A 19,117-nucleotide genomic window follows, 5' to 3' on the forward strand; every position below is an offset into this window, starting at 1 on the left:
GGGTTTCCGGTCATCCGAGTGTTGCGCTCAGATGATCGATGAACTGTGCGGCAACACGGCCCGAGCGCCCGCCTCTTTCCATTGCCCAGGCGAGAGCCTGACGGTGTAGCGACTCCGCAGCAATGTCCAATCGACGATGAGCCGCATAGCCGTCCACGATGGCCAGATAAGTCTGCTGATTGCAGCCATGCACGCCAATCCAGAGCCCGAACCGGTCTGAGAGAGACACTTTCTCCTCAACGGCTTCCTGCGGATTGATGGCGCTCCCACTTTCATTTTCCATCATGTCACGCGGCATCAGGTGACGCCTGTTCGATGTCGCGTAAAAAAGCACGTTTTCAGGACGCCCCATGATTCCGCCATCGAGGACGGATTTCAGGGATTTGTAGTCTGCATCCTGTGTCTCGAAGGAGAGATCGTCGCAGAAGACGATGCAGCGTCTGGGCTGCGAACGCAGAATGTCGAGAAGTCGGGGCAGGGTGGAGAGATCGTCCCGCTGGATCTCGATCAGTACCAGGCTGTGAGGTGTGTCCCGATTGGCTTCGGCAAAGCATGCCTTGACCAGAGAAGATTTGCCCATACCGCGTGCGCCCCACAGCATGACGTTATTGCCCGTGCGTCCCGCAGCGAAATGGCGTGTGTTTTCAAGCACGAGGCGGGATTGGCGATCGATGCCATGCAAGAGGGCCAGATCCACGCCAGAAACATGCTCCACGGGCCGCAGCACGCCGGAGCTCCCATGCCAGATATAGGCGTCATGCGTCTCGAGCGTGGAAGAAGAGGCTGGCGGAGGCGAGAGACGTTCCAGCGCTGACGCAATGCGGTCGATCTTTTCGAGCAATTCGGGTGTCATGGTGGCGTTCTTCCTCCTTGGCCTGTGCTTGACGTGCAGGCGCGACCAATTATGGTCCGGGGCCAATCCGGCTGGCTTTCGGGCGCGTCCGGTCTCTTTGTATCGACATATGGAATAAACGCATGCTCGCCAACAGCGGGATTATCTCATTCCTCCCGATGATCCTCGTGTTCGTCGTCTTCTATTTCGTCCTCATTCGCCCGCAGCAGACGCGCCAGCGTGAGCTCAAGGCTCAGCTTAACGCGCTGCGTCGTGGTGATCGCATTGTCACCACCGGTGGCATCGTCGGCGTGGTGCAGCTCGCGCGTGAGGGCACGGCTGAAATCGAGGTTGAAATTGCCTCGGGGGTGAAGATCCAGCTGATGCGTGAAAACGTTTCGAAGGTTCTGACCAGCTCGGCCAAGCCCGCCAATGATGGTGGCAAGTCTTCTACGTAAGAGTTGATCGACGTCAGACATAAAAAACCGGCTTCCGCGAGGAGGCCAGTTTTTTGTTGAGCCCGTTGCGGGTTCAGGCGGAGAGAAGTTCCGCTTCGGCAAACTCATAATTGGCGAGCGTGTCGAGATAGTTCGTGATGTAGTCCGGACGACGGTTGCGGAAGTCCAGATAATAGGCGTGTTCCCAGACATCGAGGCCCAAAAGCGCGCGGCCCTGGCCTTCGGCCAGCGGGTTCGAGCCATTGGCGGTCTTGGTGACGGCAAGCTTGCCATCGGAACCGAGCACAAGCCACGCCCAGCCTGAGCCGAACTGCGAGATCGCTGCCTGCTTGAACGCCGCCTTGAAAGCGTCGAGGCCACCGAGATCGGAGTCGATCTTGGCTGCAAGCTTGGAGGGAACCTGACCACCCTTGGGGGTGAGGTTCTTCCAGAACAGGATATGGTTCCAATGCTGGCCAGCGTTATTGAAGACAGGGGCCTGAGCCGCATCGCCCTTCACGGCGAGGATGATCTCTTCAAGGTTCTTGCCCTGCAGTTCCGGCTTGGCGTCGACAAAGCCGTTCAGAGCCGTGACATAAGCCTGATGATGCTTGCCGTGGTGCAGCTCTAGGGTTTCCTGGCACATGCCCGAAGAGGCAAGGGCGCTGGTCTGGTAGGGGAGGGACGGCAATTCGAAAGCCATGGTCGCGTCTCCTGGACTATCATGGTGGGGACAAAGCGGAGCTGCTTGGTCTCTCAAGGCAGCTATGGTGCTGGACGGGTTTCGTCAACCCGTCGAAGCCTGTCTGAAGGGTCAGGGTTTTTCTGGCGGGGTCGGAAGCTTGACGACGCTCTTCTCGATCGCGCCGAGGAGCGAGGAATAATCGTCATTTGCGTGGCGTTTATTCGCCAGACCGAGTGCCTGATCGGCAACGGCGATGGCTGGGCAGAAACTGGACGTGCTGCGCGCCGCCGAAATCAGGAGCCCCATATCCTTCGACATGAGACGTGTGGGGAACTGTGCGCTGAAATCTTCCTGTTCGGCGCTGGCAAGTTTGCGTTTGTGATGGGGCGAGATCACAGCGACCTGAGCAAGCGCATCGTAAAGCATTGTGCGATCAAGTCCGCTTGCAAGCCCGTATCCCACGGCTTCGGCAATGACGGTCAATGTTGCGCCCATGATCCCGTTGATGACCAGTTTGAGGCGTGTGCCCGCGCCGACATCTCCCGCATGGATACTCATTTTACCGATGGCACTCAGCACCGGTCGAGCGGCTTCGAAATCTTCTCTCGTGGCGCCGACAAGCATGACCAGTTCGCCCTTCTCGGCCTCTGGTGTGCTGCCCGACATCGGCGCATCGACGAAGCGCAGATTTTTTTCTCGCGAGAGCTCATGCAGCTTTTCGGTTGCTTCGGGAGAAATCGTGCTCGTGTTGATGACAAGCGTGTCCGGGCGTGCGCCCGCGAGAAAACCATTTTCGCCTGAGGCAGAAGCAGAAATGGCGGCATCATTGGGAACGCAGAGGATAACGATATCCGATTGTTCCGCCAGACGGCACGCTGTGTCGACCATGGGTGTAGCCGCGTCGAGCTGACGCCCGGAAGGCGTGTAGGCGCGAAGCGCATAACCAGCTTTGCGAAGATTATGGCCCATAAGTGCCCCCATCGCACCAAAGCCTACAAAGCCGATCGTGCAGGAGGCGTGTTCAGTCCCAGAGTTCTGTACCGTCATAATTGTCCCACCTTGAATTGCATGTTGCTGCTCACTAAAGCGCCGTCACAACGCAGGTTGCGGAGTAAGAGGTGCTAAACTGGGATTACAGCCCCCAAATTTGGCTTCATTTTTTCGAGAAGCGGCAGGAATGTGCCGAGGCGACTTCCTCCCTCGGAAGAGAGATTTGCAAGCAAAAGACCATCAGGAAGAGCCGTGACTTCTCCTGGCCTGTAGGGGACACGTGCCCAGCTCATGCCGTAGGCGTCGATTGTCGAAAGATGGGCCGTGACGCCGACCGTGATCACCAGCCTGAGCGCTTTCAGTGAGCTTAGCAAACCGCTTAGACTGGAAAGTGTGCTCTCCTGACTGAATCGAGAAACGACTTGTCCGGTGGCTGCGTGCCCCAGCTCGTGAAAGATCAGCTCCGCATTAGCGGTCCTCGACAGTTCTCGACGCAGGTTCGTCTCGAGGGAGGGTCGTTTATCCTCGGAGAACGCCATGAGACTGACAACGAGGATGCGTGCATCCTCGTTAGATGAGGCAGTGCCTAGCATCTCAACGATTGATTCTGCTCTTTCACCAGTCTCTCAGGATCAATCATCGAGGTCGTCATCGGCCATGATGTCAGCGGGGTGCCGTATCGGATTGGAGCGTGGGCGCGAGACCGGATCCCCCTGACGGCGGGTGAACTCGCTTGCGATGTCGCCAAGCTCGACGAAAAGATCGACCTGTCGGCGCAGATCATCTCCGATAAGAGGAGGAGACGAGCGGAGCGACGAAATCGCGACCACGCGGACGCCTCGACGCTGAATGGCTTCGACGGCGCGACGAAGATCAGCGTCGCCACTGAAAATGATCGCGTGGTCGATCCGATCGGACAGTTCCATGAGGTCGACGGCAAGTTCGACATCCATGTTGCCCTTGAGCCTGCGGCGGCCGGACTGATCGGTAAATTCGCGCGCGTTTTTTGTTACGAGCATGAATCCATTATAGGCGAGCCAGTCAGTTAACGGCTTCAGAGGAGAGTATTCCTCTGTCTCCGGAATAGCGGCATAGTAGCAGGCACGCAGAAGTCGCGTGTTGGTCTTGAAGTACCGGAGGAGTCTCCGATAATCCACTTCAAATCCAAGTGCCTTGGCGGTATAATAGAGGCTCGATCCATCTATAAATACGGCTGTTCGTGCATTCTTGTCGAGCATAATTTACCCATGTTTAAAATGCTGTAACGTTCAGTATACGTTTCAGCAAGAATAGTCTCATGTGAACTCTTAACGAATTCTCAATCAGGAATATAGTGGTATCATTGTTTCTGTGATTTTTGTCATCGTACTACCATAATCTCCATGTTTCGGTCTTAGCTGTTCAGAGTTGCTGAACTAAGTTGCCGATGTGCTGCGGCACGCTTCAGTTTGTTTGCTCAGGGTGGGCTGCTGTGATAGTCTGTAAAGTTCCTGTGGAATTGCGGATATTGGTGGAAGAGTTAATGGCACGCGTAACCGTTGAAGACTGCATCGAGAAGGTTCCAAACCGTTTCGAGCTCGTTCTCCTTGCCGCCCAGCGCGCTCGTGGTCTCTCGCGCGGCGAGGAAATGACCATCGATCGTGATAACGACAAGAATCCTGTTGTTGCTCTGCGCGAAATTGCTGACGAGAAAGTTAATCTAGGCGCGCTTAAGGACGGAATTGTTCGTTCTCTCGCCCGTGCACCTGAGCCAGAGCCTGTCGATGAGGAGGTGATGGACCTCATCCCGACCGATCAGAATATTTTCGGTCTGCAGGATGTCTCGTCCGAAGAAGAGCACGCCCACATGGCTGAGACAATGTCACCGGCTGAAATGGATGCGTCGTTCGAAGCGGAGTTCGGAGGGCGCAACCGCCGCTGATCTCTTGCGATATCGGACCTATCTAAGGTCCGGTATCGTCATCTGATTAAAGAAGATCTGGGAGAGAGTTCCGGTATGTCTGACACCCTTCTCCCTGGCGCTGAAATGGCCGCCGCAGTGCCTTCAATCGCCGGTTTGCTGCGTCGTGTGGCGAGTTACGACCCGCAGGCAGACCTCTCCCGCATTGAAGAAGCTTATGGCGTTGCCGAAAAGGCGCACCGTGAGCAGAAGCGGGATAATGGCGAGCCCTACATCATCCACCCGATCGCGGTCGCAAACATCCTCGCTGGATTTCGTATGGATGTTCCCTCGATCATGGTGGGGCTTCTTCATGATACGGTTGAAGACACCGGTATCACTCAGGTTTTCCTGAAGGAGCGTTTCGGCGATTCTGTCGCAAGTCTGGTCGATGGCGTGACAAAGCTGACCCGGCTTGAGCTCCAGTCTGATCGCACCAAGCAGGCGGAGAATTTCCGCAAACTCGTGCTGGCTATGTCGCGCGACATCCGCGTCCTGATCGTCAAGCTGGCAGATCGTCTACACAACATGCGCACGCTGCATTATGTGCAGCGTCAGGATCGACGTCTACGCATCGCGCGTGAAACCATGGATATCTATGCGCCTCTTGCTGAGCGTATAGGTATGGATCGAGTCAAGACCGAGCTTCAGAATCTCTCCTTCGAGCAGCTCGAGCCAGAAGCCGACGCCACGATCAGGGCGCGTCTCAACTTCCTGCGCGGCCATGGCGCCGATATCATCGAGCAGATCAAATCGGAGCTGAAAGCCCTTTGCGCCGAGGTCGGGTTGCCTCAGATCGACGTCACAGGGCGTGAAAAGTCGCCCTATTCGATCTGGGCAAAAATGCAGAAGCGTAATGTCGCTTTCGAGCAGTTGTCGGATATTATGGCATTCCGCGTTCTCGTGCCGAGCCGCGACGCCTGTTACGCTGCGTTGGGCGCTATTCACGGCGCCTATCCCATGATTGCCGGGCGGTTCAAGGACTATATCTCGACGCCGAAAGCAAATGGATATCAAAGTCTTCACACCGGGGTGACGCTGAGGCAGCCGCGTAACCAGAAGATCGAGATCCAGATCCGCACGTCGGACATGCATGATTTCGCCGAAAATGGTGTGGCGGCGCATTGGGCTTATAAGGAGCGCGATCAGGCGCAGGCCTCGAATTCCGAAGTTGCCGCGTTGGGCCTGAACAAGCTGCGCTGGGTGCAGGATCTCCTCGAGATCCTTGAGGACTCCGAGGCGCCCGACGAGTTTCTCGAAAACACGAAGCTCGAGCTTTATCAGGATCAGGTTTTCTGCTTCACCCCGAAGGGGCAGCTCATTTCTCTCCCCCGCCGAGCGACGCCGGTTGATTTCGCCTATGCTGTGCACAGTCAGGTCGGTGACGCCTGCGTTGGGGCGAAGATCAACGGCCGATTGATGCCACTGCGCCACGAATTGCAGAACGGCGACCAGGTCGAGATCATGACGGCGCGTGGCGGCACGCCCTCTGCGTCATGGGAGCGTTTTGTCGTTACCGGCAAGGCGCGGGCGCGTATCCGTCGTCACGTCTCATTGCAGCAGCGTCAGGTCAATCTCGACACAGGACGAACCGCTCTGGCCAAGGCCTTCCGTCAGGAGGGTGTCGATGGCAGTGAGAAGGTTCTCGAGACCCTGCTTCGGGATCTCCGTCAGGCGACGATCGAGGATCTCTGTGTCGCAGTGGGTAACGGACAGCTCGGTCCGCGTGATGTCGTCAATGCGGCCTATCCCGAATTGCGCCAGACCCATCGGGCCCCCCGTATGGTTCCGGGTCTTTCGGGACGTCTCGGAAATGCCCTCGGGACGCCTCCGCGTTTTGGCGCGAAGAGCGGGTCGGTCATCAATGGAGTTGGATCCGGGATCGCGACCCATTTTGCCGGATGCTGCCACCCTCTGCCGGGTGATCCGATCGTCGGGATCATCGCCCAGGGGAAGGGGGTGACCATCCATCAGCGGCAATGCCAGAACCTGAGCGCCCTTTCATCGACGCCTGAACGGTTCTTGGAAATCGACTGGGACTACGAAGCTCTTGCTCAAGGAGAACGTGGCGCGCCTCATATCGGGCGCGTGAGCGTGATCGCCGCAAACGAGTCGAGTGTTCTCGCGACGTTGACCAATACGGCATCGAAGCATAACGGCAGTGTCGTCAATCTGAGGATCGTCAATCGTCAGCTCGATTTCATGGAGATCCTCGTCGATCTTGAGGTGCGTGATGTGCGGCATCTCTCGGCGATGATCGCGGCCTTGCGTTCAGCGCAGGGTGTCATGCAGGTCGAGCGCACGAAGAACTGAGCAGAATGATGATACGCGGGATCGGCACAGATTTATGCGATATGCGTCGTATAGGGCGAGCGCTGGATCGATCGGGCGAGGTTTTTCTGGAGAGGGTCTTCACTCCCGGTGAGATCGCTTATGCAAATACCCGCAAAGGGGACGGGCGTCTCGGTGTTCTCGCAAAGAGATGGGCGGCCAAAGAAGCGTGCGCCAAAGCGCTTGGGACAGGTTTTCGTGACGGGCTGCGCCTGACCGATATCGAGGTGTGTAACGATGCGCACGGCAAACCAGCTCTCCATTTGAGTGGCAGGGCGGCTGAGTATCTCGATGCGATGGCCTTGCCTGGTCAGCGAGCGGAGACTTTCGTGAGTCTGAGTGATGAATCGCCCTATGCGATTGCTTATGTCATTGTGCAATCGGTGCCCGACCATTTGTGATTGGCTGTCGCCAAATGCCCTTCTCCTGCGCTAAGAACCGGAAATGACCGAAGTGACCCCAGGGGCGACGCCCTCCAAGCGAAAAGAAGATACTCCTCTTGAGATCGTGCGGTTTATCGCGATCTGGGTGATCGTGCTGCTGGCGATCCGGACGGTTTTTCTTGAACCCTTCAATATCCCCAGCGCATCCATGATTCCGACCTTGCAGGTTGGCGATTATATTTTCGTCACGAAATACGATTATGGCTGGTCGCGTTTCTCGATGCCCTATTCGCCCCATCTCTTCGACGGACGGATCTGGAACACAGCGCCGCATCGCGGAGACGTCGCCGTATTCCGTTATACGCAGGACAACTCGGTCGATTACATCAAGCGCATCATCGGTTTGCCCGGTGATCATATTCAGATGCGTGGTGGTGAACTTTACCTGAACGGCACGCTGGTCCCGCGCAAGTCTCTAGGCGCCTACTCCGTGATGGATGAGAATCGCGTTCCACAAGCGGGTATTCGCTATCTCGAAACGCTGCCCGGAAGCGCCGGTGCAGCGCCGGTGACACACCAGATCCTGAAGCAGACGGATGAGGGTGAAGCGAACGACACGCGCGAATACGTGGTGCCTGAGGGATATTTCTTTGCGATGGGGGATAACCGCGACAATAGCGGTGACAGTCGTTTCCAGCGCGATAATGGTCTCGATCTGGGCTATGTACCGATGCTCAATCTGGTCGGGAAGGCGCGTTTTGTTTTCTTCTCCTACGAAGCTGTTCATCCTTTCTGGCAGTTCTGGCAATGGCCCTTCGAGATTCGCTGGAACCATCTTTTCGCGACGATGCACTGAGGTTGGGTCATGAGCGGTCATGACAGTATCCTGGAGACGCTTCAGGATGCACTCGGACACCATTTTGCCGATCAGGCTCTTCTGCAGCAGGCGCTGACTCATCGTTCTGCTGTGTCGTCCCGACAGGGACGACGGGCGCCCCGTGGAGCCGTGAAAACGTCTGAGACAGGATCGAACGAGCGTCTCGAGTTCATGGGCGATCGTGTTCTGGGCCTTCTGATGGCGGAGTGGCTGCTGGAGCAGTTTCCCAATGAGCCCGAAGGCGCTCTTGGGCCGCGCCATGCATCGCTGGTGTCACGCTATGCACTGGCACCGATTGCGGAGGGTATCGGCATTGCGCAGGCATTGCGGATTGCTGAGCATGAAGAGCAGGCGGGCATCCGCAGTCTCGCCAATGTGCAGGCCGACGCCATGGAAGCTCTGCTGGGCGCGCTTTATCTGGATGGGGGGCTTGAGCCGGCCCGGCGCTTTGTGCGTCGAAAGTGGAAGGACCTCTTGGTCTCGCAGATCACGCCCCCCAAAGATCCGAAGACTGCTTTGCAGGAATTTCTGCTTGCGCGTGGCTGTCCCCTGCCGGATTACGAGACTTTGTCGATGGAAGGGCCTTCCCATGCGCCGCGCTTTACTGTGGCGGTTTCTGCTATGGGTGAGGCAGGAGAGGGCGTTGCAGGAAGCAAACGCCAGGCTGAGAGCGAGGCGGCGACCGCACTCCTCCAGAGATTGAACCGCAGCCGCAAAGGCGCGAAGGAAAAAAGATGACGACACGTTGTGGTTTCGTAGCCCTGGTTGGGGCTCCGAATGCCGGAAAATCCACCCTGATCAATCGAATGACCGGGACGAAGCTTTCGATTGTCAGCCCAAAGGCCCAGACGACGCGGTTTCGTGTGCTCGGCATCCTCATGCGTCAGACGACCCAGATTTTGCTCGTCGATACGCCGGGTATATTCAAGCCGCGTCGTAAGCTCGACCGGGCTATGGTTGCAGCTGCCTGGACAGGATCGCAGGATGCTGATGTCTCTCTTCTGCTCATCGATGCCAAGGCTGGTCTGAGAGAAGAGGCTCAGGCCGTCGTTGAGACGTTGGCTAAGCAGAAGCGTCGCGTCTGGCTGGTTCTGAACAAAACGGATTTGGTGAGTGCGCAGCAACTCCTGCCGCTGACAAAAACGATCACCGAGCAGTTGCCCGTCGAACATGTTTTTATGCTGAGCGCGCGTTCAGGCGATGGGGTGGACGATCTGCTCGATCACCTTGCTGCCGATCTCCCCGAGGCCCTATCTTTATCCCGAAGACGATCTGACCGATCTGCCAGACCGTCTGCTTGCTGCCGAACTCGTCCGCGAACAGATCTTCATGCAGACGCATGAGGAAATTCCTTACCAGGCGACTGTTGAGACAGAGAGCTTCAAGGAGCGTCCTGACGGTTCGGTGCGGATCGATGCGACCATCTACGTTTCCCGACCGGGTCATAAAGCCATTTTGATCGGCGAAGGGGGGCGTAAAATTCGCAGTATCGGCGAGCGGGCGCGGATCGATCTGGGGCGTTTGCTCGACCGACCCTGCCATCTTTTCCTCAATGTGCGTGAACGTGCTGGCTGGGATGAAGAAAAGGCGCGTCTGCGAGCCATCGGGCTGGACGACGCCTGAGAAGTCCTTGTGGGGACAGGCCTTGGCCTATAAGAGAGGCGCGGGTTGTGAACAGGCCTTTATGAGGCTGCGACGAAAGAGGATGCGATGACCGAAACTTTTGCACGCTACAAGCGCGTTCTACTCAAGGTTTCGGGCGAAGCCCTGATGGGCGATGGCTCTTTCGGGATCGAGCCACAGGTGTCGAGGCGATTGCCAACGATGTTGCGGCCGTCTCACGCAACGGTGTGCAGGTCTGCCTTGTGATTGGTGGTGGCAATATCTTCAGGGGGGTTGCCGCTGCAGCCAAGGGTATGGATCGCGCTCAGGGTGATTATGCTGGTATGCTGGCAACCGTCATCAACGCGCTGATGATGCAGAATGCGCTTGAGCGTGCTGGGATCGATACCCGCGTGATGTCGGCCATTCAGATGTCGTCCATCGCCGAGCCGTATATCCGTCGTCGGGCTGTGCGTCACATGGAAAAAGGACGTGTGGTCATCTTCGCGGCGGGAACCGGCAACCCGTTCTTCACAACCGATACCGCAGCTGCTTTGCGCGCCAATGAGATGGAATGCGATGTCCTTCTCAAGGGGACACAGGTCGATGGCGTTTATTCGGCTGATCCGCGCCGCGTGCCGGACGCGGAGCGCTATGACGAGCTTTCCTATATGGATGTGCTGTCGCGCGATCTGAATGTCATGGATGCGACCGCGATATCGCTTGCTCGCGAAAATCGTCTGCCCATCATTGTTTTTAACATTCACGCCCCGGGATCTTTTGCCACGGTCATGCGTGGTGAAGGACGTTTTACCCGGATCATCGAAACGGCTTGAACCGGTCGCCTTGTGGCGCCCCTTTTTCAATATCCGTCCAGGAGAAAACAATGCCTGCTGAGCTGAATGACCTGCTCGAAGACCTAACACGCCGTATGGATGGCGCTCTTGAAAGCCTGCGACGCGACCTTTCCGGTCTGCGTTCAGGACGTGCAAGCCCCAACCTGCTCGAGCCAGTGCGTGTCGAGGCGTATGGCGGCGACGTCCCTCTTTCACAGGTCGGATCCATTGCCGTGCCGGAAGCACGCATGCTGACTGTTTCGGTGTGGGATCGCGGTCTGGTTGGTGCTGTGGAGCGTGCAATCCGTGATTCGGGTCTGGGCCTCAATCCGGCGGCTGACGGGCAGACGGTGCGCGTGCCGATTCCGCAGCTGACTGAAGAGCGCCGCAACGAGCTCGCTCGTGCCGCCGGTCGCTATTCGGAAAGTGGCAAGATTGCCGTTCGTAACGTGCGTCGTGATGGCATGGACCAGATCAAGACGTTCGAAAAGAAAAGCGAGATCAGCCAAGACGATATGAAGGTTTGGTCCGATGCCGTTCAGAAGCTGACGGATCAATACGTCAAGAAGGTCGATGACATGCTCGCGGACAAGGAACGCGAGATCAAGCAGGTCTGAGACAACGACGTGTCGTCCTCACGTTCGAACTCTGTCGTGAGACAGGAAGTCGCACCTGCAGTGGTACCCCGTCACGTTGCTGTCATCATGGACGGCAATGGGCGTTGGGCGCGCGCGCGTGGCAAAGCCGTCATGGCCGGACATCGTGCAGGGGCAGACGCTGTCAGGCGTTGCGTCAGGGCCGCGATCATGGCTGAGGTGCCCTTTCTGACGCTTTACGCGTTTCCTCGGAAAACTGGAACCGCGCACCTGAAGAGGTGACGGACCTCACGTCGCTTCTGAGGTTTTACCTCCGCCACAAAGTGGCGGAGCTGCATGATCAGAATGTGAGGCTCGAATTCATAGGCGACCTGTCGCGGTTCGATACAGGTCTTCGAGGTGAGATCGAGCGTGCGCGCAAGCTGACGGCAGATAATACGCGGCTTACTCTCATTCTGGCGCTCTCCTACGGTGCCCGCCACGACATGCTTTTGGCCGCAAAGCGCGTTGCTGCCGCAGCCTTGCGGGGCGAGATCGATCCGGCGGCATTAAACGAAAACGATTTTGCAGAGCATCTTCAGACGGCGTCATTCCCGGACCCTGATCTAATTGTCCGGACGAGCGGCGAGCGTCGTCTCTCGAATTTCCTTCTGTGGGAATCGGCTTATGCCGAGCTCGCTTTTCTCGATGTCATGTGGCCTGATTTCGACGAGACGCATTTCGCGGCTCTCATGACCGATTTCGCAGGTCGCGAGCGCCGCTTCGGCAAGCGCCTCGCTGAAGCGAGTGCATTGTGACAGCAGAGGCTGCTTCGACACGCTGGTCCGATCTGCGTCTACGCCTTCTTTCCGCACTCGTCATCGTGCCCGTTGCTGTGCTGTGCATCTATCTCGGGGGCGTTGCTTATCGGGCCATGATCCTGCTCGTCAGCCTCGGCCTCGTCTATGAGGGTGCGTCCATGGCGGGTTTTGGCTGGAAAGAGAGAACCACCCGTTGGCGGGCAAGCCTGCTGGCGCTCTGGCCGGTAATGGGACTGCTCGTGGCCATGAAAGGGGAGTGGCGCGCCTCACTCGGTCTGGTGCTTGCAGCAGCGGTCTTCGGCATGACGCAATGGGCCTGTGTCGCTGTCGCAAGTGTCGGTGGTCTGGCCCTTCTCTGGCTGCGTGAGCAGCCTGGGGGAGGGGCGCTCCCCGTCCTGTTCATCATCTTCGTTGTGATTGCCAGCGATAGCGGCGCTTATCTCGCTGGTCGTATCTTCGGCGGACCCAAGCTTGCGCCGCGTATCTCGCCGGGCAAGACGCGCTCAGGCGCAGTTGGTGGCCTCGTCGCAGCTGCTCTGACAGGGCTCGTCATCTCGGAAATATCCGGTCAGGGCGCCCTCGTTGCTGGCGCGATCTGGGGCATCGTTCTCGGATGCGCCGCCCAGATGGGCGATCTTGTCGAAAGTGCGGTCAAGCGCCGAGCCGGTGTGAAAGATTCGGGCTGGCTCATTCCCGGACATGGCGGTTTGCTCGATCGTTTCGACGGCCTTCTCGCAGCAGCCCCGCTGGCAGCGATCATCTCGCTGGCTGTGCCGGGCCAGGTTTTCTGGTCTGCAATGCCTTCCGATCTTTTAGGTGCTCTCTTGCACCCGTTTTTTCCGTCGTCTTCTGCTTTTTGGCACTGATCTGGAGTATTCTGGAACCATGACCTCCTCCCCGCGCAGCATCACCATTCTTGGCAGCACGGGCAGTATCGGCTGCTCGACAATCGATCTTCTGCTTGCAGAACCGGAGCGTTTTCAGGTCCGTGCGCTGGTCGGCGGGCGTAACGTTGCGCTGTTGGCCCATCAGGCCCGCGCTCTGCGTGCCGAGCGTGCCGTCATCAATGACGAGGCGCTGCTCGACGAATTGCGCTCACGACTGCAGGGCACTGGTGTTCAGGTTGCTGCAGGGCGTCAGGCAGTTATCGAAGCGGCAGCGATGGAAGCTGACTGGACGATGGCGGCCATCACAGGTGCCGCTGGACTTGAGCCGACGCTGGCAGCGACGCGTAATGGTCATGCGATCGCCTTGGCCAATAAAGAGGCCCTTGTCAGCGCTGGTGACGTGATGCTGCGTGAAGTCGCTTCCGCCAAAGCAACCTTGCTGCCGGTCGATTCAGAGCATAACGCGATCTTCCAGAGCCTGACGGGCAGCCCGATCGAGAGTGTCGAGAAGATCATTCTGACGGCGTCAGGTGGGCCTTTCCGCTGTGCGTCTCTCGAGACAATGCGCGACGCCCTGCCGGAGCACGCCCTTAAGCACCCGACATGGACCATGGGCGCAAAGATCACCATCGACTCAGCATCCATGGCGAATAAGGGGCTCGAAGTCATTGAGGCGGCGCGGATCTTCGGTCTGACGAACGACCAGATCGATGTGCTCGTCCACCCGCAATCGGCGGTTCATGGCCTTGTTCAGTTCCGCGACGGCAGCCTGATTGCGCAGCTTGGCGCCCCGGACATGCGGGTGCCGATTGCCAACACCCTGGCATGGCCGGATCGTATGCAGACCAATGCGCCGCGTCTCGACCTTGCCGCCCTCGCTCGTCTCGACTTCGAGGCGCCTGACGAGGTGAGGTTCCCGGCACTGAGGCTGGCTCGCGAAGCTCTTTGCGCGGGAGCGGCGTCGCCAACAATTTTCTCAGCGGCAAATGAAGTCGCCGTTGAGGCATTCCTGAACCGACGGATTGGTTTCCTTGGTATTGGCGATACCATCGCCTATGCGATGGAGACCCTTGGAGCACCGACGCTCGATACGCTCGAAGATGTGCTGCATTGGGACGCCGAGGCGCGCCGTGTTGCTGAAATATTCGTCGCACGTGAGCGTAGTAATTCGTTGAACCGCCCGGAGCAGCTCCATGCATGAATTTGCAGTGACCATTCTCGCCTTCGCCCTCATTCTGGGTGTGCTCGTTTTTGTGCATGAGATGGGTCACTATCTTGCGGCGCGCTGGCGTGGCGTAAAGGTAGACACTTTTTCGATCGGATTCGGCCCGGCTCTGTATCGCTGGCGTGACCGCACAGGCACCGAGTGGCGTATTTCAGCGATTCCGCTGGGGGGCTTTGTCAAACCGCACGGTTTCGAAGACCCCGAAGATGCAACGCCGGAGCAAAAAGCGAGCTGGGTTCCCGGTCAGACCTTCCATGACAAGCCGGTAGGCTCGCGCATGCTGGTGATCGTCATGGGGCCGGTGTTCAACTTCATTTTCGCAATCCTGCTTTTCACCGTGCTTTTCACCTCGGTGGGCAAGCCTGAGATGAAAAACGAGATCGCTCAGGTCGCACCACATAGCGCTGCCGAAAAGGCGGGATTGCAAAAGGGCGATGTCATCACGCGTCTCGGTTCGCTCGACGTCTTCAATTTCGCTGATATTCAGGCACATGCTGTCACGATGCCGGGTGTCGAGACGACGTTGGGCATCAAGCGCGGCGATCAGACGCTGAGCCTACCCATCAAGCTCGATCGCGTTCCTGGAAAATTGGGGGCTCCTGACAAGGGCAGCATCGGCGTTATGGCGGAACTTGTTCCCGGTAAGCCCATGTCTTTTGGTCGGGCCGTCATCGGGGGACTCCATGAGACATGGCATGTCTCCGTTCAGACCCTGCAGGCGTCTGGCAGATCATCACCGGTCATCGCAGCGCGAAAGAACTTGGTGGCACGATCCGTATCGCCCAGCTTTCAGGACAGGTCGCGCATTATGGATTTGCAAGCATCCTGTCCTTCATGGCGCTGCTGTCGATCAATCTCGGCCTGATCAACCTGTTTCCGATTCCGCTGCTCGATGGCGGCAGGCTGGTTTTTTATGTTGCCGAGGCGGTGAGGGGAAAGCCTGTTTCGCGACGCGTGCAGGAGGTCAGCTATCAGGCCGGGTTTGCTCTTATCGCGGCTCTGTTTCTGTTCTCCACCTTCAACGATCTCTCCAATCTCGGGCTCTTTCACTAGGGCTGCCGTCCTTCGATGGAGACATTGAAAAACTCTGCCTATTCCGCTGCCTGATACAGAGTGTTACGACACTTCATGCGGCGGAGAGCTTGCCTCGCAGGGTATAAGTCGGATAGGTCCGATGAGGATGAACGCGGCTGGCGGCTTCGGCTTCGTTGCGCAAAACTAAATTGTCTGAAATAAACCTTCACGCTGGTTTGATGAAGTTAAGGAACGTCCGTCTTGTCAGGTAAACGTCTCGTTCTCCTTGCTTCGGCATGCATTCTCCCCGTCTGGACAGGGACCGCCGAAGCGCAGAAGACCCGTCGTGTTCCCTCCCATCATGCTGCGCACGAGCGAGCTGGCGATGGCCAGGTCATCGAAGCGATCGATGTGAAGGGGAATACGCGCATCGAAACCAGCACTGTCCTGTCTTACATGGTGGTGCAGCCGGGGGATCGCTTTAATCAGGACGATCTGGATCGTTCGCTCAAGACCCTCTACGCGACGGGTCTGTTCAAGGACGTCACCATGCGCCGTGCCGGTGGCACGCTGAGCGTCGATCTGGTTGAGAATCCGATTGTCAATCGTATTGCCTTCGAAGGTAACCACGCGGTCAAGGATGAGGACCTCCGCAAGGAAGTGGCCATGCGCCCACGCGCGGTTTTTTCATCGCAGGCTGCCGCTGCCGATCGCCAGAAGCTGCTCGATCTTTACGCCTCCAAGGCGCGCTTCGGCGCAACGGTCACGCCGCAGATCATCAAGCTATCGCATAACCGTGTCGATGTGATCTTCAAGATCAATGAGGCGCGTCAGACCCTGATTAACAAGGTCGTTTTTGTCGGAAACAAGGCTTTCAGCGAAGCACGACTGGCATCGGTCATCTCGTCGAAAGAGACGGAGTGGTATCGCTTCTTCTCGTCATCGGACGAATATAATCCCGAACGCATAAAATATGACGCCGAGCTTCTGCGTCGCTTTTATCTGCATAACGGCTATGTCGATTTCCACATGATCAATGCGACGGGCGAGCTCTCGCCTGATCGCAAGAACTTCATCATCACGTTTACCGTCGATGAAGGACCGCGTTACCGACTGGGCAAGACTGAGGTCCGGTCGAGCCTGCGTCATGTGGAATCGAAAGACCTCAAGCAGTATATCGAGCTGTTTCCCCATCAATGGTATGATGGCACCGCAATTCAGAACAACGTCACGGGCATGCAGGAGCGTCTTCAGGCGACAGGCCATCCCTTTGCGATGGTGCGCTCGGAAATTGCCCGTAATCCTGAGAAGCATATCGTCGATCTGCTGTTCGATGTGAATGAAGGCCCTCACGTCTATGTCGAGCGTATCGACATCAACGGCAACACGGTGACGAAGGACAAGGTCATCCGTCGCGCGCTGCCGATGGCCGAGGGCGACCCGTACACTCCGTTCGACCGTAAATACTCCAAGGCAGCTCTTCAGGATCTTGGCTATTTCAGCTCAGTCTCGGTCGATCAGACCCAGGCTTCGGCTCCCGACAAGGTCAACGTGGCTGCTAACGTGGTTGAGAAGCCCACGGGCGAATTCTCGCTCGGTGGCGGCTATTCGACTGACGTCGGTATCCTGGGTAATGGCTCCGTCAAGCAGCATAACCTGCTGGGTACAGGCATGGATGCCGGTATTTCGGGAACGGTTGCCTACTATCAGAAGCAGGTCGATCTCTCCCTGACCGACCCTTATTTCCTCGACCGGAATATCGTTGCCGGCATCGATATTTTTGGCGTCGAAAACAACTACCAGACCTATCAGTCCTATAAAGAAGGGCGGTACGGTGCGACCTTCCGTCTAGGTTATTCGTACAATAATTACCTGTCGCAGTCTTGGAGCTACTCGCTGATCGATCGTCGCGTGGGCAATATCTTCAGCCAGAGTGAGATCAGTAGTTATGGTTACGATTATGTGCCCTCTTATTACGTGCAGGACTCTGCTGGCTGGTCGCTACTTTCTCAGCTCAGTACGACGCTGACATATGACCGTCGTGACAACCGGATGCGCCCGCGCAAGGGCTTCGTGATCAATGTCAGCGGCGATTTCGCCGGTCTTGGCGGCGATGTGAAATATCTCCGCGCCAAGCTCGATGCCCAGTACTACGTCCCGCTCGACTCCATTACGGGCTCGCATGATTGGGGTCTGCAATTCAAGGGCGGTGCAGGCTACATGGGCGACTGGTCCAAGAGCAGCAACGTCAGCATCATCGATAACTTCTACCTCGGTGGTGAGAACCTGCGCGGCTTCTTGCAGGGTGGCGCGGGCCCTCGCTCCGCCCATACCAACGCCACCACGCCGTTGCCGGGTCAGGAAGATCTGATCGGTGGCCGTTTCATCTACACGGCCTCTGCTCAGCTTAACTTCCCGCTGCCCATGGGAGATGATGTTGGAATCTCGGGGCGCTACTTCGTCGATGCGGGTAGTCTTGCCGGCCTGCGTGTGAAAAATCTCTATACCAACGCGGCTCAGGACAAGGAGAAATACACGCCTGTCTCGGGTGACACCCTAACGCCGCGTGTGACGACGGGTCTTGGTATCTCGTGGAAGAGCCCTTTCGGTCTCGTGAATATCGACGCGGCTGTGCCGATTCACAAGTCGCGCAACGATCGTCTCTACCCGATCCGTTTCGGCTTCGGGCAGCAATTCTAACAGCCGCCCCTTCCTGTCCCGCATCTGGCTTAACCATGAGGCAGTTGCGGTTCTGGTCTTGAACAGAGGTTACCATGTCTCATTTTTCGGCAGCCCGTTTCATGGCTGCTTCTGCACTCCTCGCATCTGTCAGTCTTACCGGTCTCGTTCAGGCGCAGGCCGCGGAACCGAGTTCGGGTAACAATGGCGGCTGGTTCGTGCCCAAGACGGCCCAGCCAGCGGCTCCTGCGGCGCCTCGTGCTGTGCGCCGTGCTCCTGTTGCCCAGCCTGTTGCGCAGGACGGTGACGAGCCAATGCAGCAGCCTGAAACACCCCCGGTCCTGCCACAGCCGCCGATTCCTGATTCGCCTGACCTTCCCAAGGGCGCGCCGCCGCCGGCAGCCCTCGTCGGGGTGATCAGTATTCCGACAGTCATGCGAATTTCGAGTGCAGCTGCCGAGGCGCAGCGTGTTCTGGGTGAGCGTCGTGACAAGCTTGCGGCCGCAGCGCAGAAAGAACAGGCAGGCTGGCGTGCCGAGCAGCAGAAGCTGCAGGAGAGCGCCCGTACGCTGACTTCGGATCAGATCCAGCTTCGCGAGCGCCATCTGCAGGAGCGTCGTGCAAAAGCACAGCGTGACTTTGCCAACCGGGCTCGGATTATCCAGGAAGCCGCCAATGTTTCGCTCAACCAGATCGAGCGCGAACTGGTCCGGATCGTGCGTCAGGTTGCTGCCTCACACAACATGAATCTGGTGCTTCATAGCGAGCAGGTTGCCCTTCATGTCGACGGTCAGGATATCACGGAAGAGACGGCGAAGGTTCTGAACAAGATCCTGCCTCATGTCTTCATTCCTGCCGAGGACGTCGATCCTGAGGTTCTGGCCAAGTCAGGCAAGATGCCAACGACTGCCGACGAAGATACAGGGTCTCAGGTTGGACCCGCTGCCCCGGGTGACCAGAATGCGGCTCCCCAGGCTCCTGCGTCGATCCTTCGCAAGCACTGA

15 protein-coding genes and 5 pseudogenes are annotated in these 19,117 nt (G+C 57.7%); 15 read left to right on the forward strand and 5 right to left on the reverse strand.

Annotated features, from left to right (window positions below):
- Nucleotides 1-10: 10 nt before the first annotated feature.
- On the reverse strand, nucleotides 11-853 hold the full coding sequence (locus JCM15831_RS16715; protein WP_035773926.1) for an ATP-binding protein: 843 nt from the start codon (nucleotides 851-853) through the stop codon (nucleotides 11-13).
- Between the two features lie 122 nt (nucleotides 854-975).
- On the opposite strand from JCM15831_RS16715, the gene yajC reads away from it, so the two are divergent.
- A complete protein-coding gene (yajC, locus tag JCM15831_RS04860) occupies nucleotides 976-1,290 on the forward strand; it encodes a preprotein translocase subunit YajC (protein WP_025823152.1) in 315 nt (104 codons plus the stop codon).
- A gap of 73 nt (nucleotides 1,291-1,363) precedes the next feature.
- Here the strand turns inward: yajC and JCM15831_RS04865 are convergent, their stop codons facing one another.
- The 4 genes and pseudogenes from JCM15831_RS04865 to JCM15831_RS04880 form a co-directional block, all read right to left on the reverse strand.
- Entirely contained in the window at nucleotides 1,364-1,972 is a 609-nt protein-coding gene (locus tag JCM15831_RS04865; protein ID WP_025823154.1) for a superoxide dismutase, read from the reverse strand.
- 111 nt (nucleotides 1,973-2,083) lie between these two features.
- A pseudogene (locus JCM15831_RS04870) lies at nucleotides 2,084-3,034 on the reverse strand (NAD(P)-dependent oxidoreductase); the annotation flags it as partial.
- 41 nt (nucleotides 3,035-3,075) lie between these two features.
- A complete protein-coding gene (locus JCM15831_RS20010; RefSeq protein WP_025823158.1) occupies nucleotides 3,076-3,537 on the reverse strand; it encodes a hypothetical protein in 462 nt (153 codons plus the stop codon).
- Nucleotides 3,538-3,576: 39 nt separating this feature from the next.
- The gene (locus JCM15831_RS04880) at nucleotides 3,577-4,185 is read right to left on the reverse strand and encodes a LabA-like NYN domain-containing protein (protein WP_025823160.1); all 609 of its coding nucleotides are present in this window, start codon (nucleotides 4,183-4,185) and stop codon (nucleotides 3,577-3,579) included.
- 281 nt (nucleotides 4,186-4,466) lie between these two features.
- Here JCM15831_RS04880 and rpoZ point away from each other — a divergent pair, with 281 nt between their 5' ends.
- The 14 genes and pseudogenes from rpoZ to JCM15831_RS04950 all read left to right on the forward strand — a co-directional run bounded on the left by rpoZ (nucleotide 4,467) and on the right by JCM15831_RS04950 (nucleotide 19,117).
- A complete protein-coding gene (gene rpoZ, locus JCM15831_RS04885; RefSeq protein WP_025823162.1) occupies nucleotides 4,467-4,865 on the forward strand; it encodes a DNA-directed RNA polymerase subunit omega in 399 nt (132 codons plus the stop codon).
- A 75-nt stretch (nucleotides 4,866-4,940) separates the two neighbouring features.
- Nucleotides 4,941-7,196, forward strand: a complete 2,256-nt coding sequence (locus JCM15831_RS04890; RefSeq protein WP_025823164.1) for a RelA/SpoT family protein — start codon at nucleotides 4,941-4,943, stop codon at nucleotides 7,194-7,196.
- A gap of 8 nt (nucleotides 7,197-7,204) precedes the next feature.
- Complete coding sequence (gene acpS, locus JCM15831_RS04895) at nucleotides 7,205-7,615, forward strand: holo-ACP synthase (RefSeq protein WP_025823166.1); 411 nt, start codon at nucleotides 7,205-7,207, stop codon at nucleotides 7,613-7,615.
- 43 nt (nucleotides 7,616-7,658) lie between these two features.
- Entirely contained in the window at nucleotides 7,659-8,453 is a 795-nt protein-coding gene (gene lepB / locus JCM15831_RS04900) for a signal peptidase I (RefSeq protein WP_025823168.1), read from the forward strand.
- A 9-nt stretch (nucleotides 8,454-8,462) separates the two neighbouring features.
- Nucleotides 8,463-9,212, forward strand: coding sequence for a ribonuclease III (gene rnc / locus JCM15831_RS04905; protein WP_025823170.1), 750 nt, complete (start codon nucleotides 8,463-8,465; stop codon nucleotides 9,210-9,212).
- A pseudogene (gene era / locus JCM15831_RS16725) lies at nucleotides 9,209-10,097 on the forward strand (GTPase Era). Before rnc ends, era begins: the two are co-directional and overlap by 4 nt.
- An 87-nt stretch (nucleotides 10,098-10,184) precedes the next feature.
- Nucleotides 10,185-10,912: pseudogene (gene pyrH, locus JCM15831_RS16730) on the forward strand (UMP kinase).
- A gap of 50 nt (nucleotides 10,913-10,962) precedes the next feature.
- Nucleotides 10,963-11,529: a ribosome recycling factor gene (frr, locus tag JCM15831_RS04920; RefSeq protein WP_025823172.1), complete on the forward strand. Its 567-nt coding sequence runs from the start codon at nucleotides 10,963-10,965 to the stop codon at nucleotides 11,527-11,529.
- A gap of 87 nt (nucleotides 11,530-11,616) precedes the next feature.
- Nucleotides 11,617-12,305 (forward strand): annotated as a pseudogene (gene uppS, locus JCM15831_RS16735) (polyprenyl diphosphate synthase).
- Nucleotides 12,299-13,174, forward strand: a complete 876-nt coding sequence (locus JCM15831_RS04930; RefSeq protein ID WP_373277611.1) for a phosphatidate cytidylyltransferase — start codon at nucleotides 12,299-12,301, stop codon at nucleotides 13,172-13,174. Before uppS ends, JCM15831_RS04930 begins: the two are co-directional and overlap by 7 nt.
- A gap of 19 nt (nucleotides 13,175-13,193) precedes the next feature.
- Nucleotides 13,194-14,396, forward strand: a complete 1,203-nt coding sequence (gene dxr, locus JCM15831_RS04935) for a 1-deoxy-D-xylulose-5-phosphate reductoisomerase (RefSeq protein WP_025823176.1) — start codon at nucleotides 13,194-13,196, stop codon at nucleotides 14,394-14,396.
- Nucleotides 14,389-15,473: pseudogene (gene rseP / locus JCM15831_RS16740) on the forward strand (RIP metalloprotease RseP). Before dxr ends, rseP begins: the two are co-directional and overlap by 8 nt.
- A 222-nt stretch (nucleotides 15,474-15,695) precedes the next feature.
- Nucleotides 15,696-18,134: an outer membrane protein assembly factor BamA gene (gene bamA / locus JCM15831_RS04945; RefSeq protein WP_025823179.1), complete on the forward strand. Its 2,439-nt coding sequence runs from the start codon at nucleotides 15,696-15,698 to the stop codon at nucleotides 18,132-18,134.
- 74 nt (nucleotides 18,135-18,208) lie between these two features.
- Entirely contained in the window at nucleotides 18,209-19,117 is a 909-nt protein-coding gene (locus JCM15831_RS04950; RefSeq protein WP_025823181.1) for an OmpH family outer membrane protein, read from the forward strand.

Origin of the sequence: Asaia astilbis JCM 15831, from assembly GCF_000613845.1 — a bacterium.
In the GTDB taxonomy this organism is placed as follows: domain Bacteria; phylum Pseudomonadota; class Alphaproteobacteria; order Acetobacterales; family Acetobacteraceae; genus Asaia; species Asaia astilbis.